Genomic DNA, 25,063 nt, shown 5'->3' on the forward strand with positions numbered 1-25,063 from the left:
AAACCGAGGTTTTTGCGAATTGCCTCTGTATCGTCTGAACGATATTTTTTCCCGCTTTTAGCAACAATCGCGGTTTAGAAAGTATGCAATATGGTTATGCGAGAGTGTCAACTTTTGACCAGAATTTAGAATTACAACTGGAGGCGCTCAGGCGTTCAGGATGTGACCGGATTTTTGAAGATAAAATATCCGGTGCTAAATCAAAACGACCTGGACTTGATAAGCTACTGAAGGTGTTACGGCCGGGCGATACGGTTATTGTCTGGAAGCTGGACCGAATGGGGCGTTCTCTGATTCATCTTGTTGATTTACTTAACCATTTTTTATCAAACGACATTGAGTTTATTTCGATTACGGAAGGGATAAAAATTAGCACTTCAATTGGCCGCTTTGCCTACACGATGCTGAGTGCAGTCGCAGAGATGGAGCGGGAAAATATGATTGAAAGAACGCGTGCAGGATTGGCGGTGGCAAGGGCTAACGGCAGGATAGGAGGACGCCGCTCAAAACTGGCACCAGAGCAATGGGAACAGATCGGAAGGCTTATTGCGAATGGTGTTTCACGTAAGCGGATAGCGATTATCTTCGATGTTACCTTATCCACGCTTTACCGCAGGTTTCCGGCTGGGAATCATTGACTGGAGTTAGGCCAGTAGTATGATGCTCGCAAAACGAGATCCAATTTAGATCCTTTTACTGGTGGATTATCGTTCGATTAGTGAGAGACTTCGTGCATGACCGAAAGTGTTGTGGTAGAGTTCTCTTAAAACCACGTAACGTGGTTACGATTGTGGGTGTCTGGTTGGAAAACGACCAGATATGGAAACAAAAAGCCCGCAGATAAATCTGCGGGCTTCTTGCGACATCCACGGAAAAACCAACAAACATATCCATGGGCGCCTCGACAACTCCCATTATACGTTGGTTTTCCGTGGACGCAAGAGCGAACATATGGATAGACCAATGCCGTCTCTACGTTCAGCTTACGTTTGTAATTTGTCGCCGGAGTTCCAGCCTCCAAAGCACCATACGCACAAGCTGCCGCTGGTGTTATCTGATGCTTTACAGCGCATTAATGGTCGTGATCTTACGTGTGAGGTTGCGTTCTACGTTAATCAACCGTCAGAGCGGAAACGCCGGATAAACGAGCATCGTCGTCGGGCAATTAATGCTGTGATTGCTGCGATTTTGCACCATGTAAACATCATTTCTAAGCGGGTTCTGGCCAGTGCTGAGGCGTTGGCTGATTTTTGCGGCCTGTCTACCGTATCCGAAGCTGGGAACAAGTCTATAACGCGCTGTACAAGGGCGTTGTCGCAACTGAAAGAGTTAGGTTTTATTGATTATGAACGTCGCTGGGATCGGGTGAATAAACAGTATTGGCCAGCGAAAATCGAGATTCGTGATCAACTGCTGGAAACAGTTGGTATTACTGAACAAGCATGGAGACGTGCGGTTAGCCAGAAACTTAATTACTTCAATGCGAAGAATAGCGAACGGCTTAAAAAAGCGATAACGGAGGCTGATTATAAGCGTATTGTTATTCAGGAGCAGATGGAGAATGTATGGCGTCAGAGGAAGACGGCCAGAGAGATAAAGGCAAAACAGAAAGCAGCGGAGAGAGCTGCGCGTCTTGTTCAGGAAAAGGGAGAGGCCGAACTTCGTCACCAAATCACTAGAGAGGTTAGCCAGGAATTTGCTGATGGCATGTATCCTGGTGCTGACCTTGCATATTTACGCTCCCTCGTTGATCAGCGTTATAACAGGCTAAGAAAGACCTGGACATCACTCCAACATTAACCCACCTGAATGATGAATCCGGTTTTACCGGAGGATTATCCACGTCGCAATAAAATAGCTGTTCAAAAAACAAGCTAAATTAATTTTCTCTAAACCTGAACACAGCGAAAATATCGTCTTTACAGGCATCAGCTAATCAAGTTATTCACAGTTTTGATATGTATATGCAAATGGTTTTTTATAATAGATGCACTAAACAAATAAATGCAAAATCACTTTCTTTTATTAAAACTTTCTTTATTTAACTTACGCAGGCTTTGCCTGTGAATATGTTCGCCCTTGCAGCGAGCTAAAGCTCGCGCCGGTTCGAGTCGCTACGCTCAAATATACCTCCTCCGGCACTTGCCGGAGGCATGGAGCAGCCTGATCATCCTTTTCGAAACGGCGCGTTTCGAACTATACAAAATCAATTTATATAAGGCCGAAATAAGGCCTACGGCCGGGCTTTGCAGGAGGAAGGGGCGAGCCTTATCAATAAACGTCGATAAATACGCACACAGTAGCCATCAGAACGCGATAAAACGTAAGAAACATCATTTCCTATTAGACATAGAAAACTTGTCTTATACGCAATGTAGTAAATTTCTATTGCCACATAGGAAAAGATTTCCTACCATCGTAGATATAATAAATGGAGATGGTTATGGATAAAGATACTGTTTTAAAAATGTTGAATCCGGCTTGTTTAAAAAAAGCGGATGAATGGGAATCTCCTACATGTGGAGAAGTTCGGGCAGTCATTGGCCTGACCGGAATGAGCGGCTCGCAGTTGGCCAAAAAACTAGGCTTAAAAGATAGTCGCAATGTTCGCAACTGGCAGATGTTAAAGGAGTCCACATCCAGATCCAGCATTCCGTATGCAGCCTGGGCGCTGCTGTGTTACTTCGCTGGGTTAGGGTTAATCTTCATTGATAACAAAACAGATGTTTGAAACATGCAAATATGAGGTTTGTTATGGAACTTGTACGCAAAACACGCAAAGAGTTCTTGGACCTGTATCGCATGGGAGCTTTCACTTGTGTTGTGGCTACCCAGGACGAAGTGACAAAAAGCTGGCGGCTTTTTGCTCTCAATAAAAAAGGGATTGCCGTTTTCATTGAAAAAGCCCGTGGTGGTATCCGCGAATGGGCGGGATTGAATTATGTGGCTGATTTTTGCGCAGCTATGGGGATTCGTCGCTGGGAAGTCCATATGCCAGGAGTAAAGTCACAAAAATAGGGCTTTCGCGTCGAAAATGAGGCGAAACTGAAAACGAGATTTCATTAACAAATAAGCAACATAAAAAACGGTGGAAAACGCCCAGGAAAACATGATCTTTTGAGCGGATTTTTTAGATCCGACAATGAACGGTGATCCGGTGGTGCCGATAACGTCCATTATGTTAAATAGCCCCGTTTTTCTTGAAATTATAACTCACAGGTTATATAGTTAGTGATATAAACTACAGGTTATAGGATTGAGCATGTGGACGGTACTTTTTAGCCAGCGATTTGACGACTGGCTAAATGAGCAAGAAGACGCTCTTCAGGAAAAGGTTTTGGCTGATTTGAAAAAGCTACAGGTTTACGGACCTGAGTTACCCAGGCCATATGCCGATACCGTAAAAGGTTCTCGGTACAAAAATATGAAAGAGCTTCGCGTTCAGTTTTCTGGCCGTCCGATAAGAGCCTTTTATGCGTTCGATCCGATTCGCCGGGCCATCGTTCTTTGTGCAGGAGACAAAAGTAACGATAAGCGGTTTTATGAAAAACTGGTGCGTATAGCTGAGGATGAGTTTGCAGCACATCTGAACACACTGGAGAGCAAGTAATGAGAACATTAGATGAGGCGATTGCCAGCCGTTCACCGGAAAGCCAGGCGCGAATTAAAGAAATGGCAGATGAGATGATTCTTGAGGTCGGCTTGCAGATGATGCGTGAAGAACTCCAGTTATCACAAAAACAGGTTGCTGAGGCGATGGGTATAAGCCAGCCAGCAGTAACAAAGCTGGAGCAGCGCGGAAATGATTTAAAGCTGGCGACATTAAAGCGTTACGTTGAAGCTATGGGAGGCAAATTAAGCCTGGATGTTGAGCTTCCCACAGGAAAACGAATAGCGTTTAACATCTGATCAGAACGAATGATAAGCCCCTGTTGCAAAGGGGCTTTTTTGTGCTTATAGAATTATATAATTATAGATTTATATAAAAAGTGCTTTACAGGTGGGAAAAAATTTCCTATGGTTATACCCGAAACCGAGCGATACCCGCCCTGGTTAAACCGGAGATAACCCGATGAGCATGATTAAAATCCGCAAAAACGCTTTCCTTAAAATTCAAACTATCCTGGCTGGTTCTGTTGGCGTGATTTGCCGTTCTTCCTCAAGCCGCATCGATGACTGCTACGATGATGAGTATCGTGTGTCCTCATGCGATGAGGCTTTAACCTGGCTGAAGGAGAATCAGGAACGTGCCCAGGTATATCTGGAAACAGAGAACGGCAATCAGATGCTGCGTATTAGCGGTCGTTATGGATTTGAAACTACATTCATGGCCTATTTTAATCAGGCTTACTTTGACAAGGAGTTGGCCTGGTACACTGATCGCATGAGCAAAAGCGAGCCAGCCCCGATTACACCGCCGAACAATAAACCATTTTTATTCCTCGTTAAGTAAACACAATGTGCAAAGTGTCATTTTGACACTTTGCGAGTGTTAATATTGTGCGAGGAGGGTGCTATGACGGGTTATGAATTGAAATTATGGCGTCGTGGGATGAACTGGACGCAGGAGCGAGCCGCCGAAGAATTTGGGATATCGTTGGCTACATATAAGCGATATGAGAAGGGGGAGCCGCCGAGGGTCATTGAGATGGCCATTCGCGTTCTGTCGTTTGACGATATGGTGAAGGATCTTTCACACCTTGATAAAGACGCGATTCTGTTAAGGCTGCAAACCCTTGTATGGGAAAAGGTTAAAGTGTCGTCAGAATTGGAACAAGGGATCAAATGATCCTTTACGGATCGTTTTATGGTGGTGTAATGTAAGCGCCAGAAAGACAAAAACCGCCTTGCCGGGCGGTTTTCAGTCTGAAATTTAAATCTTGCTTGGTCGGCTGGATTTAAAAAGACACCTCTTGATTGGGGCGGCTTTCTTGCGTCTAAAGATAATCAAATCTTTTTGCGCCTGCAACCCCTTTTTTACTGGTGCCCATTTCAGACTCACGCTCGCGTCGTTGTCTTTGCCACTTCGTTGGGTTCGGTGTTTTTGGGCGAAGTGGTGCGCGGGTATGCGTACAAGGGGAAAGTGTGCTGACGCAAGCCAGGAACAGCGATCTAAACTAAGTCGAGTCTGAGAAAGGCAGGAGTGCGACAACTCGCCTGTGCTCTATGAGCAGAAGAAGGTATATCAGACGACCAATGGCATGATTGTGGGCCACAGGGCGCACACGGCGGCGAAGCATTGGAAACGATGTGGAGCTATCTGGTGGCATGAGTTCCGGTACTCGATCTCGAGCTTTTTTTGATGCTTTTGAGAAGGGGCCGGAACTCCGGTAAAGGGCACCCTGTATGGGGGGAGGGGGGGTTGTGTCTAAAGGAAGATCTAATACGATATTGCTTTACCCTTATATCTAAAAGGAGATTTCTATGGGGATGCTGGTGGCGTTTATTATTAGCCTGATTTTGTGTTTCTTCGTAGTTCGTGGCGCATATCGGAAACAATGTGCCTCGTCTTCTGGTAGTAAGTTCAAGGTTGTTTTAGTGAGTGGCTTTCTCGGGATTGCTACTTTTGTAGTTGTTAATACTTTTGCGGCTGTGACCTTGATCCCCGAAGACTCCAGCGCTACGGCTACTACCGGAGCTGCTTTTGATGGTGTGACCGTAGATAAGTTTAAGCAGTTATATAATGATGACCTTGAAGGCATCGCTACATCAGGAAAAGCCACCTCCACTATAAGAATTAAGTCTGTTAAACAAGGTAACAACACCGTTGAATTTGCCATCAACTCATCTGTTAACGGTCGAGCTAGAGTTGATAAGGATGGGAAGATTTCAGAGTTATTATGGCGAGTATCTAAGCCTAGCTCTGATTCCTTGCTTTCTATGGCCGTAGCTGTTGAAGTCTTGGATGCATCAAGTGATAGAGACACAGTGATCGCGCAGTTAGAGCAGATTGTTAAATCTGATACGCAGAAAGCTGAGTTTAAGACTAAGAGAGGCGAGTATTACGTTTCTCGTGACAAATCAGGGCACGTGTCGCTATTGATTACACCGAAATATTAAGAATTGAAGAAGCGCCCAAATCGGGCGCTTTGTTTTATGGTTTTGCACCTGCGGCCAGTTTATCCGCAGATATTTTTATCAGTTCCTGTAGTGTCCTGGCTGGCAGGTTTGCATCCAGAACGCTGAGTATGCTGTTGTGATCAGCCTGGTCGACTACTTTGCCTGTCGGTGGTAGTAGCTTGAGCTGAGGATTCAGGTTTTCGTCAAAGCTGATAAGTGCTCTGGCGTTTCTGAGCAGATCAAGAAGTAAGGCTGATATCACATCATCTTTAGTCATTGTTGGTAGATTTAGTGCCGCTTTAGTTTTCTCCGTCGCCTTGTCAAACTCTTTGATTAGTGTCTTGCGGTAGTTTGGTTCTGTTAATAGCCGATGATGTTCTGTTGCCGTTCGGATAATCTTTGTTTCCTGATACAGTCGGTTGTATAGCATTCGCTCGTATTCTGCCTTTAACACGCTGCTGATAGCGTTAAAGGCTTCAATGTAGGCCAGCTTGATATCCTTCACGCCTGGACCGTCGATACTTTCCATGAGCAAGGTAAATCCGTCTTTTGTCATGCGATAGATTGTTATTTCGCGGTCGCTTCCTTCCAGCGGTCGTTGCTCTTTAAAGAAATGACGCGCCGCAGCCGTGCGAGGAATGCGTAATGCATCGATGGCCATTACGATGGAATTGTTTGTGGTGCTGAATGCTTGGGCAACATCGGCTGAGGTTGTGAGTGGCTCGTTGTTGCACACCTTAATGTAATACATCGGTTTGGCATTGAGTGTATCGACAACCTCACGAGCATTGTTTGGCGAGACGGTTACGGTCGCGGCCGTTTGCGCGTTCTGGTTGAAGTAGCAGTCTTCCAGCCGTTCGAATACATCCCACGCCTGATCGGTTTCGAGCATTTTAGCGTGACGTGCAGCCCCGCGTTCGGTCCAGAGGATGAGTTTTCTAACGTTATTCGCGATGGTTTGAAAATCTCTTAAAGAGATTTTCAAACTTTGGAGATCTGTACCTTTTACAACTATGAAATGTTTTCCTTCTGTAAACCGGGACTTATTACGGTGGTGATTTCTGTGAAGACATTCGACGCTACAGCCATATAGTTTGGCAAGCAGCTCCGTGGTGATAACGGGGAGCTGGTTATGCAGGATAGGCTGTAGGGTGTTAACGGTCGGAAGCGTTTTCATTTTGCACCTCCCATAACTACTTTGGTTACGAGGGAGATTTTTGCGTCAGAAACAGCGTTATCGTTGCTGGCGATGCGCATAGCTTCGCGCTCGATGATTTCAGCCAGGCGGAATTTATCGGCGTATGAGGCTTTCTTGAGAAGGATCTTTACGAGGTTGACGTAATAGTCATGGGGTAGGTTTGTCATTGTGATGATTCCCTTAAAGGTTAAGGATACTCACCACCGTCAGGTTCCAATCATTGGGTGGTGAGACGTGCAGGGTTGGAACTACCGGACACAATGACGAACCGGCGAGTCTTACGACTCCCCCGCACGCCCCACCATAATTTGGGTGTAGCAGTGCTTTACGCATAAAAAAACCGCTAACGCGGTATGCGCCATTGTGTCTACGGGGTTCCAATCCCGACCGTAGATTTTGCTACGGCTCGGAAAGTGTCCACCAATGGCGCATTCATGTCAATACGGCGGGATTTTAACAGAGGCAACCACATAGCGTGGGTTTGAATGCAGGGCTTTTAATTTTCTTGATATGCTAAGAACGGGAATGTATAGTTCCTGTAAGGAACAAATCAGTCCTAAATTGTGATGTTTTGTTAAAGTTGGGAACAAGAAAAAAATTTATTATGGGGATAAAAAATGATTGAACCGTCAAAAAACTCATGTTTTTCAACCATTCACCTAATGATCATAAAAGAACTTAGGCTAGAAAGAGGTGTGCATCAAGGGATGCTAGCTCAAGCTGCTGGTAAAACACCGAACGCATGGACAAAGATAGAGAACGGGCAGTCTGTATTAACAGTTGACGCACTTTTTGGTGCTTTCACAGCCCTTAATATTACTCCAGTGAATTTCATGTCATTGGTAGAAAATCTTATTTCCGAATTTAACCGTTATGGTTACCACTTCCATCCAGGAACCATTCCTCTGGAAGAAGATAGTCTTTTGCCTCTGATGCTGCGTTACTTTAATAGCAAGGGGTTTGAAGCATTGAGAAATAGGCCATTCGAAAGAATTAGCATAAGCTCAATGGGGTTCTCATTTGGGGGGGGCATCCCTGTTACTCCAACTGCTGTAATGTATTGTTGCGATGAAGCATATAGAAATTGGGTCGATAACGGCGCTGATATGGATAATCGAGATTATCTGAAGCCATTAACAGGTCTTGGACGGTTTTAATGAGTGAAGAAACAAAAAAACCGCCCTATTGAGGACGGTTCTTTCGTGCTGATCGGATTCGCAGTCCTTTCAGCATAACGTCGTTGTATAAATACAACCACGCAAGCACAAACAGCGTTCTTATTCTTACCTAACTGAATAAAATTGTCCAAATAAATTTGGTTTATTAGAGCACAAAAGCAAGTGATATTTTGTAATATGCGGTTAAGTCAATGAAAAACAATATTTTTTTATCCCTTCATTATGAAGGGGCGGCGGCGTAACATTACGCGGGGCCTTTTCGCCGATTCGCACCCGGGCACCGACTTTCAGGAAAGGATTATCCAACCGCCGTACCACGCAGGCACAAACAGCGTGCTTGCTCTCGCGTCATTTTCGTCGGTGGAGATGCCGTGGAACGGCCTGCGAGGGCCAATACAATGAGGAAATACGTATGTATTTTGATCGTTGTTACTGGAGCTTTGTTTACGCCACATGGGGAGGGTTGGAAGATTACTGATAACGCTCTGAATGTGACGATAAACATTAGCAGCAAGTAGCGATTAGGCCCCTTCGGGGGCCTTTTTTATGGTTGAATTTAAACGCTGGAGCGCATTAAGCCTTTCAGAACTGCTTCACGTACCCATTCTGGCCTGGTGGATAGCAGGGCAAATAAGCGACCAGCTTGCAGCCGTTTGAGGTCGGTTAGACGAGTTTTCAGTAACCGTGTATATTGTTGCTCGGACATAACAAATTCCCCTTGTTGTGTCGCGACGGCCAACAGTTGGCGCTGGAGGCCGTCACCTTCTCTTACTTCTGGTTGTATTGAGCCTTGAGTAACTCAAAAGATTTTGTCAGCACTTCTTTCAATGACATATCCATTGAGCTGGCGAATGTTTTGTACTCACGTTTAAATTCAGGGTCGACGTTAAACGCCATTTGTGCTCCACCTGATTTGGTTCTGGTCGGCGTTTCAGTCGGGTCGAAAACCTGCGGTTGTTCGATTGATGGCGGTACGCCTTTGCTGTTCTTCTTTGGTGGTTTTGATGGTGCGGCCATGTGTATCCCCTCTTATATAAATCTATAAAACTATAATTATATATTACGCGGCAGTAGTCAGAGCCTCAAGCTGGTTGATAATCCCCTGAATAACGTCGTCTGCCTTTTTGCGTGGCGCAACGTATGAACACTCAATGAGGCTTAAGCCCTTATCCTGAGCTTTGCTCAGAGCTGGCTTGTGGGGAATGTACTTATCGACAACAAAGTATGGCGTATTAGCCAGGTACTCTTGGGCTTCGATGTAGTCAGCTTCGTTTTCAGCCGCGCCGGAAAACACCATGCAAATTTTCTTGATTGGTACACCCTTTTTAACGATGCCGTGAGCTGTGTTAACGGTGGTTTCCAGGTCATCGGTAGAGAATCTGGTTGGCAAAATAACCATATCCAGAAATTCAGAGAGCTTCGGTACTGATTCAGATGCGTAGGCACCGCCATCGACGATAACCAGGTCGTATACTTCTGATTCGATGATTTTCTGGACTTGTGATGGTGTGCCGCACGGCTGCGCCGCGATTGCTGGTTCGATATTGTTGGCCATTCTGCGTTGTACCCAACGCGTTACCGTTCCGTTAAGCACATCCATATCGATCAGGCATACATTCCAGCCAGCCTTTGCATAAGCAACTGCTAAAGCACGAGCAATGGTTGATTTGGTTACGCCGCCTTTTCCGTTGAAAATACCTACAGATATAGTCATTTGTCGAGACTCCATATGTTTGATTATATAATTCTATAAATCTATATTTATAGAATGAGGTAAGCATAACCAACTTTTTGGCGGATGAAAAGTGTTTTATATAATTATATAAATCTATAATCATATAAGCGGGCGTTAGCCCGCTTGCAGTCAGAGGTCAGCTATCGTTGATATCAGTTGATTTGCTAGCTGTCGCTGTTTACGTGAGAGGGTTAGAGCAGCTTCTGAGCGGTCGCTAAGAGGGGTGTTTTCATCGAGAATCATGAGGCATACAGAAATAATAGCCCTGTTATATGCCATCAATGGCTGGCACAGCTTCGATACCGCTGGCACATCGTATTGTAAGGCCGTTTTGAGGCAGACTTTTTGTTCTGATGCCAGATGAAGGATAGATTCTATCCAGTCGATATCTTTCTCATTATCAATGATTTGGCATAACATACACTCAATCGCTATGTTCAACGCTTGGATTTCGATTCCAGCAGTGATCAGAGTTTCGTTTTTATTGGCTGTATGTAATTCCATGCGTAGCCTCTTTTATACTTTTACATGTTGTCAAAACCACAAAATGTGGTTTTTTTGAGCGTAGAAATGCACGGCTTTCGCCGTGCTGTGTATCATAACCAGTTGACAACACTAACTACGCGGCCAAGAACTTTATAACGCTTAAATTCCTCGTTATTCAGATGCTTAGTGTTCATTTCAGCATCCCTTTCGGTTGACAGCATAACAGCATTGTCACCCGGTATGACTCTACAGTGCCTCAAAACAACCAGGCCATTTCTGTCTTCAAGGGCATAGATCCCCTCATGAATCTCTGTATCGTCTGTATTAATCAGGACTTGGGAGCCTGGGGATATTGTTGGTGACATTAACTCATCGTTGCTCTGGAGAACTGACAGAGACGATGGGTTGATGTTCTTGCTTCGTAGAATCTCCTGTTCTATCGCCAGCACTGGCTTTTCTCCGGCGTGCGATGCTATGTCATTTTTTATAGCTACAAGCCCAGGAATAACAGGAGCGTTAGTATTCTGGGGTGGGAACGGGTTATCTGTTAAGCACGCGATATAAGGCGCTGATGCTTTCAGGGCGTGCGCGATTTTCTTGATGGCAGGTATAGATGGTTGTCTTAATCCGGCCTCATAGTTCTGCAAGGTGCTTAAGCCTATTCCAGTGACTTGCTGGAGATCTCCGGCAGTCATGCCGGATTGTTTCCGTAGAGTCTGAATGCGCAGACCTATTTCTTTCTTGATGTTCTCGTCGTTGCTTTTCATGTCTCATCAATCGTGAATGGTGGGTTATTTATACATTACCACATTTAGTGGTTTTCACATGGTAAGACGAGAGGTGGACCACAAATAGAAGGTTATTTTTTGTTTCGCCCATTGAAAAACTCACGATATGTGGTTTTAATACCACATATCGTGGTTTTAACTGGAGTTCGTTAAATGACCTTTCAGGAGTGGGTTGACGAAAATGGAGGCCAAATTGGTGTTGCCAGAAAGTTTGGCTTTACGTCATCACTGATTGGTGCCTGGTATCGCTTCGAGAGATTCCCTCGTGCGGATAACCTGACGCTGCTGGTGGCGTATTCGGAAGGCCGGATTAACGTCCAGCAATGGGCGGCAGATTTTGCCGAACGTCAGCGCCAGCGTAGCGATGGCACATCGGTTCGGCAGAACAAGATCAAAGGGAATCTCCCTGTTAACTGCTTATCAAGGCTGAAAGCGGTTTTCTCTGAGCTGGGGATGCCTGCGGAGCGTTGCAATCTACGCGGTCCGCGATTCATTGCTCGCTGGAAACACTCACACGTAACCGTTTCAGAGGTTCGTGATGCGATTACCGTGCTGGAGCTTAAGAATAAAGATTCCAGCGATATCGAGCTGATTCATAAGGAGATTAGCAACGCCCGGCGTTCAGCACTTGGGAGGCTTGAGGAATGATGATTCTGGCCTTCTTTGGTGATAATCACCAGATTCAATCGCAGGTGGTGCACTACCTTGATCAAACGATTAAAGGATTTGTTATCGATCATATTGATAACGATAGCAAACATCTATCTGTAGATCAGAAAATTGGACGTGTGCAGCGACTGGTTGCCAGCCGTAACAGACGTGACACCGTAACAGTAGTCACGGGGATAACGGAGGTCATGGAGTACCAGATGTTGCTGCATCGTGGAGCTGTTTTCTGCGTTCTTCCTGGCATTCTGCCAGCAATTCTTGCTCGTGGTTTTGTCTCTATTGATGAGTCGTTTTTATATGTAACCCCAAGCCGTTCCCTTCTGGATACGGAGGCGAAGCGTCGCATTTATATGATGCCGGACGAGGCATTTTCTGAATGTTACCGCCGTGAAATGAGGTTGGGTAAACGAGAAGTGTCTGTTGTTCGTGATGGCAGGTTTTTAAGAAGCCGCACGGTGAAAAGCACCAGAAATGACGGGGGCCATCAATGAGTAGTTATGTTCGCGGTGCTGCGATGCATTGCCAGAATCCCCAATTCTGGCGCTTTCTGACCAGTAAAACAGGGAAGAACGTTTCAAACAGTTCTGAGGCCTCTGTGATTCTGCGTGAGTTTTGCGGGATCTCATCCCGTAAAGAGCTGGCAAAGAACTACGCGGCCAGAAGCATGTATGTCCAGTTAATCAACGAGTTCAACCTCTTTATCAATGGTAAGGGGCGCTGATGAACGGACGTACACCAACGAAGAAAGAGAAACTTTATATACAAGCGGTGCTCACTCACGTGGGTTGCATAGCTTGCATTATTGATGGCCGTGAAATTGAGAATCCAGAACTGTGGACGGAGCTGCATCACGATCCTGATTACGGCAGCGTTGATGAGAATTGCCACTTCCATAGCTTTGGGTTGTGCGCACCACATCATCGCGGTGTTGTGCCTGGTGGTGGGCGCGTGCCTCCGCATATTGCCGTTCGTCACCCTCCCCTGAGTAATTGTGCTCGCTTTGTTGAGCGTTATGGCACAGATGAATTTTTGTGTGCGCAGACGTGGGAGCTGTTGCCGCAGTCAGTTAAAGACGAAATTGGGTTTGATCTTAGTCTTGGTGAAGTACCAGGGGATACCAAATGAGATATACCGGCTTTCGCAAACCAGCGACCAGGAAAAGCAAATACGGCAATAAAAAAACTGTTGTCGATGACATCGCTTTTGATAGCAAAAAAGAGGCTGATTACTACTGCGAACTGAAGCTACTGAGAAAAGCTGGCCGCGTTGTGACGTTTCTTATGCAGGTGCCTTTTCATCTGCCTGGTGGTGTCGTTTATAAACTTGATTTCATGGTGTTTTATGACGATGGGACGATTGATTGTGTCGACACTAAAGGTGTGCGAACAGACGTCTACATCATGAAGAAAAAGCAGGTAGAGGCGCTTTATCCCGTCACGATACGGGAGATCTGAACAGTGAGACGCGATCTGGATAGCTTGTTTGAGCTATGGGCGCTGTGGGTGCGCAATGGCTGCAACGCCCGTAGCGGTTTCGCGTCGATGTTAGAAATGATGATGGTTACGCGCTGCCAGTTTACCGGAGGGGGCGGCGCACCAAATGACTCACTGGAAACCAGTATCGAGGGAGCGGTGACGGCCCTCACGGTAGTTGATGAGACTGCGGCGCTGGTTGTCCGAATTGAATACGGGGCGTGGGAGATTCGGGGCCTCGACATAAATGCACCGCATATTGATAAAGCCCACGCCCTTTCTCTTAGTCTCAGACAGTATCGCCGGAAGCTGGCAAAAGCCAGGACGTATGTTGTCGACTACTTGAAAAAGAGAAGAGAGTGAAAGTGTCATTTTGAGCTGTTTTGGTGATTTGTAGGCACCGGGAATATCGGAAATCTATAAATATATAATTATAGATTTATATAAAAAGTGCTTTACAGGTGGGAAAAAATTTCCTAAGGTTATACCCGAAACCGAGCGATACCCGCCCTGGTTAAACCGGAGAAATCTGATGAATAAACAAGTAATTATTTCTGACTGGATCAACAACCCTAACAGCCTGTTGAGCACTGATACTGGCTATAGATTACGTCATGTTAATGGCCGTATGGTCAAAAGCGATGAGCACGAAACCTTTTTCGTTGTTGAAGACGATGGACGTCTTTATGAGGATGGTCACTCTTATGAATCCCAAACAGGTTGTATCCCTGCGGAGTTGGTAGACGTAACAGAAAAGCTGCGCAAAGCATGGCTTGAACAGCAGCAGCGCGGAGATGATTACGTAAATACCTATCAGGAACGCCAGAACGCGCGTCTTGCCCGATATATTGCTCGTGCAGAAAAAGCTAGAAAAGAAGGTGCGGTGGCGCATAAGCGAGCGCATGAACTGTTGGATGTGATCCCGTTAGGCCAGCCGATTTTAGTTGACCATTATAGCGCGAAAGGCCATCGCCGCCGTTTGTCTAAAGCTGATGCGTTATTCAGAAAATCGTTTGTTGAGTGTGAAAGCAGAGCATCGTACTACGAAAGCAAAGCCGCAGGTGTCGGCCGTAATGGAGTTTCGTCTGATGATCCTGATGCGCTATTTAAGTTGCTTCGTAAGCTGCAAGGCTGCATGAAGTCACACATCAAAATGAAGGCCGCAAATAAGGCTATTCGCAAATACAAAAAAGACCAATTACAGCAGCTTTCCGCATTAATTGACCTTGAGTTTACTGAAAGCGAAGCCAAAGAGTTACTCGCCGGAGATTTCTGTGGGCACATTGGCTTTCCTTCATACTCACTGAGTAACAATAACGCCGAAATCAAACGCCTACAGAGCCGTATTAAAGAGCTTGAATCGGTCAAGTCTGTAACAGGATCACAGCGCGAAGAATACGACGGCTTTTCTATGGAGGTAGATCCAGAGGATAACCGCATCCTGTTTTATTTCCCTGGCAAACCAGAGGCAAACATTCGTTCGCTGCTTAAATCACGCGCCTTTAAGTGGAGTCCAACCCGTAATGCATGGGTTCGCAAGATTACTCCAAACGCCCTGGCTGATGCCCGATATCTGAAAGAATCGCTATTGAAAGCCTGACAGTAAGCCTACGGCGGGATGTCTCCCGCCGTATATAGAATTATATATTTATATAAATGTATAAGGACGCCTCGACAATGAAACGCAAAATTATTAACCCCCAAGATGTGATTAATTTCCTGACCGATCACCCATGTTCAAAAGTGGACGTAATCGCGGAGCACATTGGTGTGTCGCAGAACTCTATGCGTTGCAGACTGAGAAGCATGGTTGCCGAAGGACAGATAACAACCAGGAAAATAAATGGTTGCCTGTACTACTCCGCTAAACCGGAATTGCCATTTGGCATGAATCCTAACTCCATGTTGTTTAACACCTTATTAGCCAAAGTTAAGCCGTTGAGAGGGGCTGTGGCATGAGCATCAAAACCCATACCGGAATAATCATCACCATTGATGGTGAGAAAAAAGTGAAGTTACGCGAAACGCCGACAACCTGGTGTGTTGGTCCGAAAGAAACATATCGCAAGGAAGATGGGCGCCGTTGTGGGTCGCCACTTTCCAGCCGTCGCCTCCTTTTGAGCACGATAAAACCTATCGGGCAGGTTGAGCAACCAACGACTCCGGTAACGAAGATTTCAGACAAGAGTCTGGCAAACCTGATCGCCGATGCGGACAAGGTGCTGGAGCGAAACACCCCCGTTGCAGATGAGGAATGGTGGCAGGATTTCCGAGCCGCAATGCTAGAGCTTCAGGAACGTCGTCGGGAGGAGTTGAAGTGAGTGGATCAAATTGTCGAATTAATGGCAATCGAATAGAGCCGTGTGCTGCATTGGCAAAGTCTCTTGAGCACGATGCTGAATGCTCAGTAAGAAAAGGCTTACTGCTATACAAAATCTGGAATGAGAGTTTAACCCGTGGACCTGATTTGGTGATGTTGCGTTCCGGTGAGTTTTCTAAATCACCTATTCGAGTCTCATTTTGCCCGTTTTGTGGTGAAAGTCTGAAAACGTGGGAGGGAGAGTGAAAGAGCGCGGCATGATTTTTAACGATGAGATGGTCCGGGCCATCCTCGAAGGAAGGAAAACGCAGACTCGCCGACCTGTAAAAAATGTCAGGGCCGATAACTGCCTGGTTATCCGTAAACCGACAAAGAAACGCAATGGTGTCTATACCCACGTTATGGATGCACCGGAACATGGTTTATGCCCGTTCGGTAACGTTGGTGATCGCATATGGGTACGTGAGACATTCAACGCTTTTTGGCTGGATGACGATGTTATTCAGGAAATCAAAGATGGTGTCTCTCTGGCTTCTGAGCTGTGTGATTACAAGGCTGATTACTCAGATAGTAGCAAACCATCTGAGGGCTGGACCCCGTCAATTCTCATGCCGAGATGGGCATCGCGAATTTTGCTGGAAATTACCGACGTGCGTGTGGAGCGGCTGCATGACATGAGCGAGGCAGATGCCAAAGCGGAAGGCGCATCTCCGGCAACGTACAAGATTACGCCGCCGGAAGCTGTTTATCGTGTTGGTTTTGGTGATATCTGGCGCGGTATTTACGGGCAAGAGAACTGGCTATCTAACCCGTGGGTATGGGTAATTGAGTTTAAACGTATTCAGGGGGCAACCAGTGAGTAATTCCGCACGGCTACAGCTTGGTTTTTCACCGCTATCAAAAACCATCGTGTTGGCCAAAATGCGCGATTTAGGTGACGGAACAAAACGCCGTGTAGGCAATGATCGCGGTCGTGATGTAACCAACGAGGCCGCACAACTCGTTTGGCATCTTGTCATGGCAGAAGGCGGTGAAATCAATTGGGAGCTGGATGATGGTTCTCGCATGGTGTTAAGGGCAGAAAAGCAGGGGGCAAACGATGAAAAACCGTAAAGCAAAGATGCTTATTTCCCGTGTATACAGACGTTGCTATCCCAGCCAGTGGTTGAGAGTTAGCAATCGCCGTGTGGTGTTGTACTTATATTCTGGAATTGCCAGAGAGGGAGTCAAAGATAAGCGTAGCGCGGCGCAAAACCGCTGGAAAAACTACTTGCGCACTAAAGGAGAGTGAGGTGCCTACACTATTCAGGAAGCTACACAATAAAATTAACCCACATAAGGAAACAGATATGGCAACTATTACCAGAGAAAGCGCAGAGATTAAATCATTCATCACTGGCTTTCTGAGCGATGCGGCGCACGATAAACAATCTTCAAACAGTCTGCTTGCTAATGTGTTTCGTATCGCGCTGGCATCGCTGGAAGCAGAGCCGATAGCGTGGGAATGCGGTGAAAACATAATCCTGTTTAACCCTGACACAGTTGAAGCATACGCAAAACGTGCGGAGATATCACCTAAACCACTATATGCCGCGCCGCCAGTTCCGGAAATGCAGGCTGATGTCGCGCAAGCAATTGAAAATCTCAAGCAGAAGTTAGTGGAATGCAATCGCTATAACTACTGCGCAGATGCAGTTAAGGGCGTAGAGGATGCCTGCCACGCCGCCATGCTTTAGGGGAAAGGGAAGTGATATGGCTACTTTTACCAAAGAGCAATTGATTGCCCATATTCGTGAACGTAAGGAAGCGCGCCAGAGAATGTTGGATACGGTAACTATTAACCCCGGATTTCGTGAATATCTTGAAAGAGAGCTTGCTACAGATGAAATTGCACTGGCATCCCTGGCATCTGCACCTGTTGCATGGCTAGTTGGAGGGCGTTTGTTCACAACTGAGATAGCTGCGGGGATGTATGCTAGTGAGGTGAGGAAAGCAGTTAAGCCGCTATTCTTTTCTGCACTACTGTGAGTATTGTTTTTTTATTGATCGATTGACCACATTTTGAAGGTTTTTTTATGGGAAAACCTTGTTTTAGGTGGTAACTGGGTGTAGTGTTTCATTTAACGTAGTAAAACTGCGTTAAGCGATTACCGCGTAATTTGTTGCTTTATGAAGCCCTGCCTTTTCGGCGGGGCTTTTTTTTAACGAGGATTTCAATGTCAGCAGAACCAATTTCCGGTACGGCCGTTGCTGCTGGTGGCCTGATGGGTGCCAGCGTTTTTGGTATTGCAACTGGTATTGATTACGGCGTTGTATTCGGGGCATTTGCTGGCGCTGTTTTCTATGTTGCTACAGCGGTGAATATTAGCCGTCTCAAGCTGATTGGCTATTTCTTTACATCGTTCATTGTTGGAGTGATTGGAGCGCCGTTAGTTGGCTCATTTCTTGCCAAATGGACCAGCTACAACGATCGACCTCTTGATGCGCTTGGTGCGGTTATTGTGGCTGCATTGACCATTAAAATCCTCACGTTCGTAAACAGCCAGGATCTCGGTAGCATCTTTGGAATGCTTTCCCGCTTACGTGGAGGGGGTTCAAATGGTAAGCAGTGACCCGTCAGCACTGATTAATGCGGTGCTTTGCACAGTAATAGTAATGGCGCTGATGCTTTATCGACGGAAAGACTCCAGGCATCGTCCAGTTGTTTCCTTTCTGGCTTATATCTACGTCATTGTATACGCCAATGTTCCCTTCCGTTATGTGTTCGGTCTTTATCAAGAATCCCACTGGCTGGTGGTTATTGGAAATCTGATTATCTGCATCGTTGTTCTGTATTTCAGGGGCAATCTGGCGCGGATAGTTGACGCATTAGGGTTTAATCATGACCAAAGATGAGATTTTTAACAGCATTCTTGGAAAAGAGGGCGGCTATGTGGATCACCCTGACGACAAGGGAGGCCCAACAAAGTGGGGCATTACTCAGAACACTGCCCGTGCTCATGGATACCGTGGCGATATGCGCGATTTAACTCGCGAACAGGCTCTGGAAATCCTTGAGGCTGATTACTGGTACGGCCCACGTTTTGACCAGATAGCAACTCTGTCGCCGGATATTGCCGCAGAACTGTGCGACACGGGCGTCAACATGGGGCCAACCGTGGCGTCGAAAATGCTTCAACGCTGGCTGAATGCGTTCAATCTGCGCGGGAAGTTGTATCCCGATATGAATGTGGATGGAAGAATCGGCCCACGTACCATTAATGCCCTACGTGCTTATCTTGCATACCGTGGCAAGGAGGGAGAGCTGGTGATGCTGAGGTCCCTTAACTGTACGCAGGGTTATGGATATCTTGAGCGCACAGAGAATCGTGAGGCCAATGAATCGTTTACCTATGGCTGGATGAAAGAGCGAGTGGTGGTATGACTGGTTTGAAGGCCGTTTTGTCATTTATTGGCACAATTATATTGGTTGCATTCGGCGCGTTTGGTTTTGGTCGTATGAAGGGGCGAGAAAAGGCCGAAGATGAAGCTGAAAAGCAGCGCATTAATGAGAATGCAGCCGCCGTAAAAGCCACTGCGGAGCGGCGTATAGAAGTGACAAAAGAGGTGGGCAATGTACAGCAGAGTGTTAACCATATGGCTGATGACGATGTTGATCGCGAGCTGCGGGAGTCGTGGAAGCGTCCCGGTGGTGGTTGATACCGCCTGTGATTGGGTAAAGCCCATCTACCTGACTGATCACGACATCGATGTTATGGACCGCCAGACAAAGAAAGATATTCTGGCTCATAACAGGGCATGGGAAATCAACTGCCAAAAGTAATATATATTTCTATAAATATATAGTTACAACATTCTATACGCTTTTCTCATGAGCGCACGCATCAACCATGTTTGTCTGATATGCCGCCGCGCCCAAAAATCCTGAATTTATTGGCTGGGATTTTCGTGCGCGGCGCCACACCAGACAAACAAATCAAATATGGCCCCTTAGCTCAGTGGTTAGAGCAGGCGACTCATAATCGCACGGTCACTGGTTCAAGTCCGGTAGGGGCCACCAATTCACTCTCACACATAAAGATAAGCGCGGTGGAGTTACTTCTTCGTGCTTATCTTTATGCGTGCCTGGTGCACATTTCGGGAAGCCGTTGGTTAGTGAGTACAGGCAGGGCCTGTTATCCGCAAAGGGGTAAAAGCTGGAGCGGCACGGAACTGTAGCCGTGTTACCAAAACAGCGTTGTCGGGCGATATCCGGCACACAACAGGCAAGGGCACTAACCAGACTGATTAATGCCCTTTTCGTTGTGTTTGCTGTAGAGCTGGCCAGCGTTATGACTGCCGGAGATAAGCGCCGGAGACACAACTAACATGGAGGCAATTGTATTGTTTAATCTGATTTATGCAGATCCCCCCTGGGAATACAAAGACAAGTGTAAGGATGGGAATCGTGGCGCTGGTTTTAAGTATCCAACGATGAAAGCTGAGGAGATTGCTCGTATTCCTGTCTGGCAGCTTGCTAATCCTGAATCGTGTTTGTTGGCTATGTGGTGGGTTCCGACTCAGCCAGAAGAAGCGTTGCTGGTGGTGAAAGCATGGGGATTCAGGCTTATGACCATGAAGGGCTTCACATGGAACAAATGTGGTAGCCGACAGCCAGACAAGCTGGTGATGGGGATGGGACATATGACTCGTGCAAACAGTGAAGATTGCTTGTTTGCGGTAAAAGGCAAATTACCGACACGTCTTGATGCGGGGATCATTCAGTCGTTTACATCGCCTCGTCTGGAGCATTCTCGGAAGCCTGATGTGGTCCGTGACAAACTGGTAAAGCTGTTAGGCGATGTTCCTCGTATTGAGCTGTTTGCTCGCGGTGATTTACCTGCTGGCTGGCATGGCTGGGGCAACCAGTGCAACGGAGGTATCCAGTTGCATGATGCTCTCTGGCAAGTGTCATAGAATTATATAATTATAGATTTATATAAAAAGTGCTTTACAGGTGGGAAAAATTTTCCTAAGGTTATACCCGAAACCGAGCGATACCCGCCCTGGTTAAACCGGAGATAACCCGATGAAAGAACAAGACCGTAAAGTAATGCGTATTTCCTTCAAACGTGCGACTGAGCAGCAACGCAAAGAGTTCCTGGCTGATGATGTAGCGGCCGTTTATGACCTCATGAAAGAGGTTGTGGAATCAGGGAACTACACGGCGGCAAAGATGCTTAAACTGCAATTCTTGCTGGGCGACCTGAAATACAAATCCGAAGTTGTCGCCGGACGACGCGAGCATTAAACCGTAACGATAACGAACAACGAGCCTCGGCAATTGCCGGGGCTTTTTTACATCCAGACAAAGGAGAACATGGGATGCCTTCGACAAGCACCAAAAAAGAAATGGCGGTTAGTGATGTGCTTTACGCGCTTTCGACTATATGTGACGGAGCAATGATGAGGATGAAAGTCCTCCATGAAGCATACGGAAAAAGTCACGATGAGGCAGCTAAAGAATGCCTGAATGAGATTGTGGACTTCATTGATAGCCATCGGTCGCTGATAGCTCTCGATAACCAGCCGCAAGCTGAAGAATGCCAGGAGCGCGAGTATAAAACGATATACGGGAATAAGTTCTCCTGTCTAAGCGAGTTGGCTGCAAAGGTGGCCGACATTCTGGAGAACAACGGCGGTCGAATGCGTCAGGTTAGCTATCGGTCTGAATATGAAGCTCTAATCATGTTAGTTGATCAGTTAGTTGATACCGGAGCTTTACAGCTCAACTGCGTAAGGCTATCTGGTCATCCGATAAAAATGAATGGAAGGATATAACCGTGGACTTGCCGAGTGATTTGTTCTGGTTTCCGCTTCCAATAAGAGATTTGTTGGTATTTCTGGCTGGCGCTTACGTCTGGAGAAAAGTGAAAGACACCTCGTTATCTTTGAGGTTTGTCTTAGCTATATCGGTAGGAACCGCGCTGGGTACGGCGTATCTCTTGATATTACTGGAGGTATTCATTGAAAAATGGATAGTTTCATGAATGGTCTTGGCATTTTTCTGATGGTTGTGGCCGTGTGTTTTTGTATCTCGCTGGTGGTTATTGCTGGTGTCCTGTGGCGCATCTTAGTGGCGCAGAGAGCTTTTCGGTGTAAGCGGGAGCAATTGCGGTCAGGGTGCGTTTCATTCAAGTCAATGAGATAGATGTAGGGTTATTTATATGATGCATTTAAAAAATATTAGTGCGCCGCTTATTGATCCCCGTGGCAAACATCCAGATGTGCTACCGCTTTTTACTGAAGACGGAAGAGATTGGTATGAGGAACAGAAGAAATTTCAGCCTCATACTTTAAAGATTGCGTATGACAATAACGGCATTATCCGCAGTGTATCGAAGGATGTATCGTTGCTTTGCCCGGATGGGATGAGTGTTATTGAGTTACCTGATACTGATGAGTATCGAAAAGTAGATAACACAGGTGATTGGCTCGTCAAAGATGTTCAAATTGTGAAGCGTGAAGGTACAGAGCACCGAGAAAACTCACTGATATCTATTGGTGCCGAGGCTGTTCCGTTTAAGTTTGAATTATCCCAACTGGTAACAATGCGTATCAGTGACGAATGGGGAGAAGTTCAAGCCCGTGCTCAGTATGCAAATGGCGAAAACCAGTATCTGATTCACTATCAGGCGGCTGATGGCCGTGCTACTACAGAGTGGTTCTGTGAGTCGATGCTGATTGCGATGGAGGATAAACGTCATCCTGGCTGTCCTGTTTTTGCTTGTATTGATCTGCCAGAAGGCGCGGTACTTGAAGACGACAAAGAAGAATGGTCGCCTGATGGCGAACTTGTCATTACCGGAATCGTGGATGGTAAGCCGAGATACTCTCGCATTGAGGTAAATAACGGCCACATCTGTTTGATACCAGAGTAACGCATTACAGCAGCTCTTGTGCTTATCAGGGGCTGCGATAATGCGCAAACCAAAGCTGCCTCATTAACTCCAGCTCATTGTGGAGTTAATGCTGGTGGCTTTTTTATTACTGGAAGGTGGGCGACCGCCGTCAGTTGCGACCTGACGACAGTCATTCATACCCACAGGGTGCCGTGGATACAAACCGAGGCCCACTTGCTTGCACAAGCGAGGGGATTTTAGCGGATAAACGGCATGACAAAACATCTTAATGTGGTTTCTTTACCACTTTCTGTGTTGATTGGTTATGAAAAGAACGCTCGCACACACTCCGTGGAGCAGGTAGATCAGATTGTTGCCAGCATACAGGAGTACGGATGGACTAATCCGATCCTGATAGACGAAAACAACGTTGTAATTGCTGGTCATGGTCGAATTGCTGCGGCCACTCAGTTGGGGATGGATGATGTTCCCTGCATTGTTCTGGAAGGGCTAACGGAGAATCAGAAGAAGGCATATCGTCTGGCCGACAACCGTATTCCGCTGAATGCTGGTTGGGATGAAGAGTTGTTAAGCGCGGAGCTTGCAGATCTTGCGGCCGATGATTTTGCTCTGGACTCAATTGGTTTTACTCAGCGCGAACTGGATAACTTATTGAGTGCGGCGGTCTACGATGACACAGAGGGTATGGATATCCCATTTGAGAAGGATGAGGCCAAATCAGGCGTAAAAGTTCAGTACCTGTCATTTGGAGGTCATAAAATCCCGGCAACGGATGAGGAAGCGGATCGTTTTGACTGCGCGGTGTCTCGTTATGTTGATGATAATGGCAGCTATATCGGATTTGTATCCGCATTGCTGGCTGGGGAGGTGTGCTGATGCTTCACCTGAATTACGACATAACGCACCTACGCGGCGCGGAATATAACCCGCGTTTTATCGGTGAGGATGATCTTGCGAGGCTGGCTGAAAGCGTCAGGGAGCTGGGGCTTGTGAAGCCATTGATAGTGCGCGGCGATTTGCTGGTGGCGGGACACCAAAGGACGAAGGCGCTACGTAAGTTGGGAATAACGCGTGCTGCGGTGTATGTGTTGCCCTGTGAAACGACGGTATACGACGAAGTTCGGTTTAACCAACTGCATAACGGAACGGATTTTGATAGCGGAGATGAGCGTTGCAGGGTGTCCGGTCTGGAAGATAAGCATGGTTTTGTTCAGGTATCGGCAAGCCAGATCTCAGGCAATATGCGCGCGAAAATGGCATATGTTCGAAAGAACATAGCGGAACTGGTTATCAAGTATGGTCCGTGGGGTGGTTGTGTTGCTACTCAGTCTGGCGAGGTTATTCACTGTGCTCAGTATGCATTAGCAGCGAAGATGACGCGCACACCGCTAACGGTGTTTGTGATCCCTGATGTTGAGAAGGAAAAATACCAAAGTTATCTGAATAAAACTTATGGTGTATTTGAGTATTCTCATCTGGAGAAAACAACATACATCCAGACGTATGCGCAGCTTATGCGGTTGCGTAATGGTGGCAGCCTGAAATCAAACCTGTATGAGTCGTTGATCCTCCCGATCATTGCCAAGACGCCAAGAGGAATTGATTTTGGTTCGGGGCAGGGAGACTACGCGCGAATGCTCAGGGCAAAGGGGTATAACCTGCATGATCTTGAGCTTTTCCGCCGTAAGGGCGCAGGAAACACTCTGGATAGGGCTGCAACAAACCGAATGATTGATACGCTGGTGGACGACTTAAAAACGCGAGGGCGTTACGACTACGTGATTTGCGATAGCGTTTTGAACTCGGTCGATAGTGTCGAGGCTGAATGGTCCGTTCTGACGGTTCTGAAAGGCCTGTGTAAAGCTGGTGGGTCAATATTCTTTTCTGGCCGTAGCCGTGGAGAGCTGGAGAGTGTGCTTAAACGAACGCAAGCTGCTAGCTCTATAAGTCGGCTTTATTTTATTGACCATAACGGTTTTTCTGCTTTGTACCGGAAGGGACACTGGTTTTATCAGAAGTTTCATTCTGATGAGGAAGTGAAGCAATTGTGCCGTGAGCATAGCTTCAGAATAAAGCGGTCGGTATTTAACGGTAAGAGCTGGTATTTGCACGTTATTAACGATGATTCTCTTCGCTGGGAGAGTCTGGAGAAAGCTGTTCGTTTTGAGTTTGAGTTGCCGTTGCCTGGTGGTTCAACAATCGGACGATCTGATGATGTGTTGGCGGCTTTCCGGCCGTTGATTAAGTAGTGTGTA

Annotated in this window: 41 protein-coding genes, 1 tRNA gene and 1 pseudogene; 37 read left to right on the forward strand and 6 right to left on the reverse strand. The window is 46.5% G+C overall.

Annotation, left to right across the window (positions count from 1 at the left end; translation table 11 throughout):
• Positions 1-83 precede the first annotated feature (83 nt).
• From A9587_RS20405 to A9587_RS20445, 9 genes are all read left to right on the forward strand, one after another.
• A complete protein-coding gene (locus A9587_RS20405) occupies positions 84-638 on the forward strand; it encodes a recombinase family protein (RefSeq protein ID WP_105265905.1) in 555 nt (184 codons plus the stop codon).
• A gap of 181 nt (positions 639-819) precedes the next feature.
• Positions 820-1,800, forward strand: coding sequence for a plasmid replication initiator RepA (gene repA / locus A9587_RS20410; protein ID WP_236942295.1), 981 nt, complete (start codon positions 820-822; stop codon positions 1,798-1,800).
• Positions 1,801-2,443: 643 nt separating this feature from the next.
• Entirely contained in the window at positions 2,444-2,731 is a 288-nt protein-coding gene (locus tag A9587_RS20415; RefSeq protein WP_000356589.1) for a hypothetical protein, read from the forward strand.
• A 23-nt stretch (positions 2,732-2,754) separates the two neighbouring features.
• On the forward strand, positions 2,755-3,018 hold the full coding sequence (locus tag A9587_RS20420) for a hypothetical protein (protein ID WP_000424604.1): 264 nt from the start codon (positions 2,755-2,757) through the stop codon (positions 3,016-3,018).
• Positions 3,019-3,262: 244 nt separating this feature from the next.
• Entirely contained in the window at positions 3,263-3,610 is a 348-nt protein-coding gene (locus A9587_RS20425; protein WP_000269912.1) for a type II toxin-antitoxin system RelE/ParE family toxin, read from the forward strand.
• Positions 3,610-3,909, forward strand: coding sequence for a helix-turn-helix domain-containing protein (locus A9587_RS20430; RefSeq protein WP_001259435.1), 300 nt, complete (start codon positions 3,610-3,612; stop codon positions 3,907-3,909). The genes A9587_RS20425 and A9587_RS20430 overlap by 1 nt, the downstream gene beginning before the upstream one ends.
• Positions 3,910-4,072: 163 nt before the next feature.
• On the forward strand, positions 4,073-4,453 hold the full coding sequence (locus A9587_RS20435) for a hypothetical protein (protein ID WP_000061761.1): 381 nt from the start codon (positions 4,073-4,075) through the stop codon (positions 4,451-4,453).
• 63 nt (positions 4,454-4,516) lie between these two features.
• Positions 4,517-4,789: a helix-turn-helix domain-containing protein gene (locus A9587_RS20440; RefSeq protein WP_000148348.1), complete on the forward strand. Its 273-nt coding sequence runs from the start codon at positions 4,517-4,519 to the stop codon at positions 4,787-4,789.
• A 635-nt stretch (positions 4,790-5,424) separates the two neighbouring features.
• Positions 5,425-6,060: a hypothetical protein gene (locus tag A9587_RS20445; protein ID WP_105281945.1), complete on the forward strand. Its 636-nt coding sequence runs from the start codon at positions 5,425-5,427 to the stop codon at positions 6,058-6,060.
• A 34-nt stretch (positions 6,061-6,094) separates the two neighbouring features.
• On the opposite strand, the gene A9587_RS20450 is transcribed toward A9587_RS20445, so the two are convergent.
• Positions 6,095-7,237, reverse strand: coding sequence for an ORF6N domain-containing protein (locus A9587_RS20450; protein WP_105281946.1), 1,143 nt, complete (start codon positions 7,235-7,237; stop codon positions 6,095-6,097).
• Entirely contained in the window at positions 7,234-7,425 is a 192-nt protein-coding gene (locus A9587_RS20455; protein ID WP_000183351.1) for a hypothetical protein, read from the reverse strand. The genes A9587_RS20450 and A9587_RS20455 overlap by 4 nt, the downstream gene beginning before the upstream one ends.
• 450 nt (positions 7,426-7,875) lie before the next feature.
• On the opposite strand from A9587_RS20455, the gene A9587_RS20460 reads away from it, so the two are divergent.
• Positions 7,876-8,415, forward strand: coding sequence for a helix-turn-helix domain-containing protein (locus A9587_RS20460; RefSeq protein ID WP_236942429.1), 540 nt, complete (start codon positions 7,876-7,878; stop codon positions 8,413-8,415).
• 789 nt (positions 8,416-9,204) lie between these two features.
• On the opposite strand, the gene A9587_RS20465 is transcribed toward A9587_RS20460, so the two are convergent.
• The 4 genes from A9587_RS20465 to A9587_RS20480 form a co-directional block, all read right to left on the reverse strand.
• Entirely contained in the window at positions 9,205-9,453 is a 249-nt protein-coding gene (locus tag A9587_RS20465; RefSeq protein WP_000730008.1) for a hypothetical protein, read from the reverse strand.
• Between the two features lie 43 nt (positions 9,454-9,496).
• Positions 9,497-10,150, reverse strand: a complete 654-nt coding sequence (locus A9587_RS20470) for a ParA family protein (protein ID WP_000156167.1) — start codon at positions 10,148-10,150, stop codon at positions 9,497-9,499.
• A gap of 150 nt (positions 10,151-10,300) precedes the next feature.
• Positions 10,301-10,675, reverse strand: coding sequence for a hypothetical protein (locus A9587_RS20475; protein WP_000418974.1), 375 nt, complete (start codon positions 10,673-10,675; stop codon positions 10,301-10,303).
• A gap of 92 nt (positions 10,676-10,767) precedes the next feature.
• Positions 10,768-11,424 carry an XRE family transcriptional regulator gene (locus tag A9587_RS20480; protein ID WP_000839976.1) on the reverse strand — a complete coding sequence of 219 codons (657 nt, stop codon included), beginning with the start codon at positions 11,422-11,424 and terminating at the stop codon, positions 10,768-10,770.
• A gap of 174 nt (positions 11,425-11,598) precedes the next feature.
• Between A9587_RS20480 and A9587_RS20485 the strand changes: the two genes are divergently transcribed.
• The 27 genes and pseudogenes from A9587_RS20485 (at position 11,599) to A9587_RS20615 (ending at position 25,057) form a co-directional block, all read left to right on the forward strand.
• Entirely contained in the window at positions 11,599-12,093 is a 495-nt protein-coding gene (locus A9587_RS20485) for a hypothetical protein (protein ID WP_001523091.1), read from the forward strand.
• Positions 12,090-12,605, forward strand: coding sequence for a hypothetical protein (locus tag A9587_RS20490; RefSeq protein WP_105265947.1), 516 nt, complete (start codon positions 12,090-12,092; stop codon positions 12,603-12,605). The genes A9587_RS20485 and A9587_RS20490 overlap by 4 nt, the downstream gene beginning before the upstream one ends.
• Positions 12,602-12,835, forward strand: a complete 234-nt coding sequence (locus A9587_RS20495; protein WP_000100624.1) for a hypothetical protein — start codon at positions 12,602-12,604, stop codon at positions 12,833-12,835. The genes A9587_RS20490 and A9587_RS20495 overlap by 4 nt, the downstream gene beginning before the upstream one ends.
• A complete protein-coding gene (locus A9587_RS20500; RefSeq protein WP_001014473.1) occupies positions 12,835-13,239 on the forward strand; it encodes a Ref family recombination enhancement nuclease in 405 nt (134 codons plus the stop codon). Before A9587_RS20495 ends, A9587_RS20500 begins: the two co-directional genes overlap by 1 nt.
• Complete coding sequence (locus tag A9587_RS20505; protein WP_001270825.1) at positions 13,236-13,568, forward strand: DUF1064 domain-containing protein; 333 nt, start codon at positions 13,236-13,238, stop codon at positions 13,566-13,568. The genes A9587_RS20500 and A9587_RS20505 overlap by 4 nt, the downstream gene beginning before the upstream one ends.
• 3 nt (positions 13,569-13,571) lie before the next feature.
• Positions 13,572-13,949: a hypothetical protein gene (locus tag A9587_RS20510; protein WP_033816868.1), complete on the forward strand. Its 378-nt coding sequence runs from the start codon at positions 13,572-13,574 to the stop codon at positions 13,947-13,949.
• Between the two features lie 169 nt (positions 13,950-14,118).
• On the forward strand, positions 14,119-15,186 hold the full coding sequence (locus tag A9587_RS20515) for a DUF3560 domain-containing protein (RefSeq protein WP_105265924.1): 1,068 nt from the start codon (positions 14,119-14,121) through the stop codon (positions 15,184-15,186).
• 77 nt (positions 15,187-15,263) lie between these two features.
• Positions 15,264-15,545: a hypothetical protein gene (locus A9587_RS20520; RefSeq protein ID WP_000823235.1), complete on the forward strand. Its 282-nt coding sequence runs from the start codon at positions 15,264-15,266 to the stop codon at positions 15,543-15,545.
• Entirely contained in the window at positions 15,542-15,907 is a 366-nt protein-coding gene (locus A9587_RS20525) for a hypothetical protein (RefSeq protein WP_000023819.1), read from the forward strand. Before A9587_RS20520 ends, A9587_RS20525 begins: the two co-directional genes overlap by 4 nt.
• On the forward strand, positions 15,904-16,152 hold the full coding sequence (locus A9587_RS25230) for a hypothetical protein (RefSeq protein ID WP_071533725.1): 249 nt from the start codon (positions 15,904-15,906) through the stop codon (positions 16,150-16,152). Before A9587_RS20525 ends, A9587_RS25230 begins: the two co-directional genes overlap by 4 nt.
• The gene (locus A9587_RS20535; protein ID WP_105265923.1) at positions 16,149-16,769 is read left to right on the forward strand and encodes a hypothetical protein; all 621 of its coding nucleotides are present in this window, start codon (positions 16,149-16,151) and stop codon (positions 16,767-16,769) included. The genes A9587_RS25230 and A9587_RS20535 overlap by 4 nt, the downstream gene beginning before the upstream one ends.
• Positions 16,762-17,019, forward strand: a complete 258-nt coding sequence (locus tag A9587_RS20540) for a DUF7446 family protein (protein ID WP_001521427.1) — start codon at positions 16,762-16,764, stop codon at positions 17,017-17,019. The genes A9587_RS20535 and A9587_RS20540 overlap by 8 nt, the downstream gene beginning before the upstream one ends.
• Positions 17,006-17,197, forward strand: coding sequence for a hypothetical protein (locus tag A9587_RS25570; protein WP_105265922.1), 192 nt, complete (start codon positions 17,006-17,008; stop codon positions 17,195-17,197). Before A9587_RS20540 ends, A9587_RS25570 begins: the two co-directional genes overlap by 14 nt.
• A gap of 58 nt (positions 17,198-17,255) precedes the next feature.
• Positions 17,256-17,642 carry a hypothetical protein gene (locus tag A9587_RS20550; RefSeq protein WP_105265921.1) on the forward strand — a complete coding sequence of 129 codons (387 nt, stop codon included), beginning with the start codon at positions 17,256-17,258 and terminating at the stop codon, positions 17,640-17,642.
• 16 nt (positions 17,643-17,658) lie between these two features.
• Entirely contained in the window at positions 17,659-17,934 is a 276-nt protein-coding gene (locus A9587_RS20555) for a hypothetical protein (protein ID WP_001705009.1), read from the forward strand.
• Between the two features lie 188 nt (positions 17,935-18,122).
• Positions 18,123-18,518, forward strand: coding sequence for a phage holin family protein (locus A9587_RS20560; protein ID WP_001271967.1), 396 nt, complete (start codon positions 18,123-18,125; stop codon positions 18,516-18,518).
• Complete coding sequence (locus tag A9587_RS20565) at positions 18,505-18,801, forward strand: phage holin family protein (RefSeq protein WP_105265919.1); 297 nt, start codon at positions 18,505-18,507, stop codon at positions 18,799-18,801. The genes A9587_RS20560 and A9587_RS20565 overlap by 14 nt, the downstream gene beginning before the upstream one ends.
• Positions 18,785-19,330, forward strand: a complete 546-nt coding sequence (locus tag A9587_RS20570) for a glycoside hydrolase family 108 protein (protein ID WP_172954476.1) — start codon at positions 18,785-18,787, stop codon at positions 19,328-19,330. Before A9587_RS20565 ends, A9587_RS20570 begins: the two co-directional genes overlap by 17 nt.
• Positions 19,327-19,605, forward strand: coding sequence for a hypothetical protein (locus A9587_RS20575; protein WP_000147212.1), 279 nt, complete (start codon positions 19,327-19,329; stop codon positions 19,603-19,605). Before A9587_RS20570 ends, A9587_RS20575 begins: the two co-directional genes overlap by 4 nt.
• Before the next feature lie 285 nt (positions 19,606-19,890).
• Positions 19,891-19,966 (forward strand) — tRNA-Ile (locus tag A9587_RS20580).
• Positions 19,967-20,274: 308 nt separating this feature from the next.
• Positions 20,275-20,862 (forward strand): MT-A70 family methyltransferase, encoded by a 588-nt coding sequence (locus A9587_RS20585; RefSeq protein WP_105281947.1) that lies wholly within the window; start codon positions 20,275-20,277, stop codon positions 20,860-20,862.
• Positions 20,863-20,974: 112 nt separating this feature from the next.
• Complete coding sequence (locus A9587_RS20590) at positions 20,975-21,196, forward strand: hypothetical protein (protein WP_236942297.1); 222 nt, start codon at positions 20,975-20,977, stop codon at positions 21,194-21,196.
• A 74-nt stretch (positions 21,197-21,270) separates the two neighbouring features.
• Positions 21,271-21,726 carry a hypothetical protein gene (locus A9587_RS20595; protein ID WP_105265916.1) on the forward strand — a complete coding sequence of 152 codons (456 nt, stop codon included), beginning with the start codon at positions 21,271-21,273 and terminating at the stop codon, positions 21,724-21,726.
• Positions 21,727-22,115: 389 nt separating this feature from the next.
• Positions 22,116-22,412: pseudogene (locus tag A9587_RS25235) on the forward strand (tail fiber assembly protein); the annotation flags it as partial.
• Positions 22,401-22,826: a hypothetical protein gene (locus tag A9587_RS25240; protein ID WP_442899309.1), complete on the forward strand. Its 426-nt coding sequence runs from the start codon at positions 22,401-22,403 to the stop codon at positions 22,824-22,826. The pseudogene A9587_RS25235 and the gene A9587_RS25240, both read left to right, overlap by 12 nt.
• A 234-nt stretch (positions 22,827-23,060) precedes the next feature.
• Complete coding sequence (locus tag A9587_RS20610; RefSeq protein ID WP_000160645.1) at positions 23,061-23,684, forward strand: ParB/Srx family N-terminal domain-containing protein; 624 nt, start codon at positions 23,061-23,063, stop codon at positions 23,682-23,684.
• Complete coding sequence (locus tag A9587_RS20615) at positions 23,684-25,057, forward strand: methyltransferase domain-containing protein (protein ID WP_074561944.1); 1,374 nt, start codon at positions 23,684-23,686, stop codon at positions 25,055-25,057. Before A9587_RS20610 ends, A9587_RS20615 begins: the two co-directional genes overlap by 1 nt.
• Positions 25,058-25,063 lie beyond the last annotated feature (6 nt).

It is taken from the genome of Escherichia sp. MOD1-EC6162 (assembly GCF_002965125.1).
GTDB classification, from domain to species: Bacteria; Pseudomonadota; Gammaproteobacteria; order Enterobacterales; family Enterobacteriaceae; genus Escherichia; species Escherichia marmotae.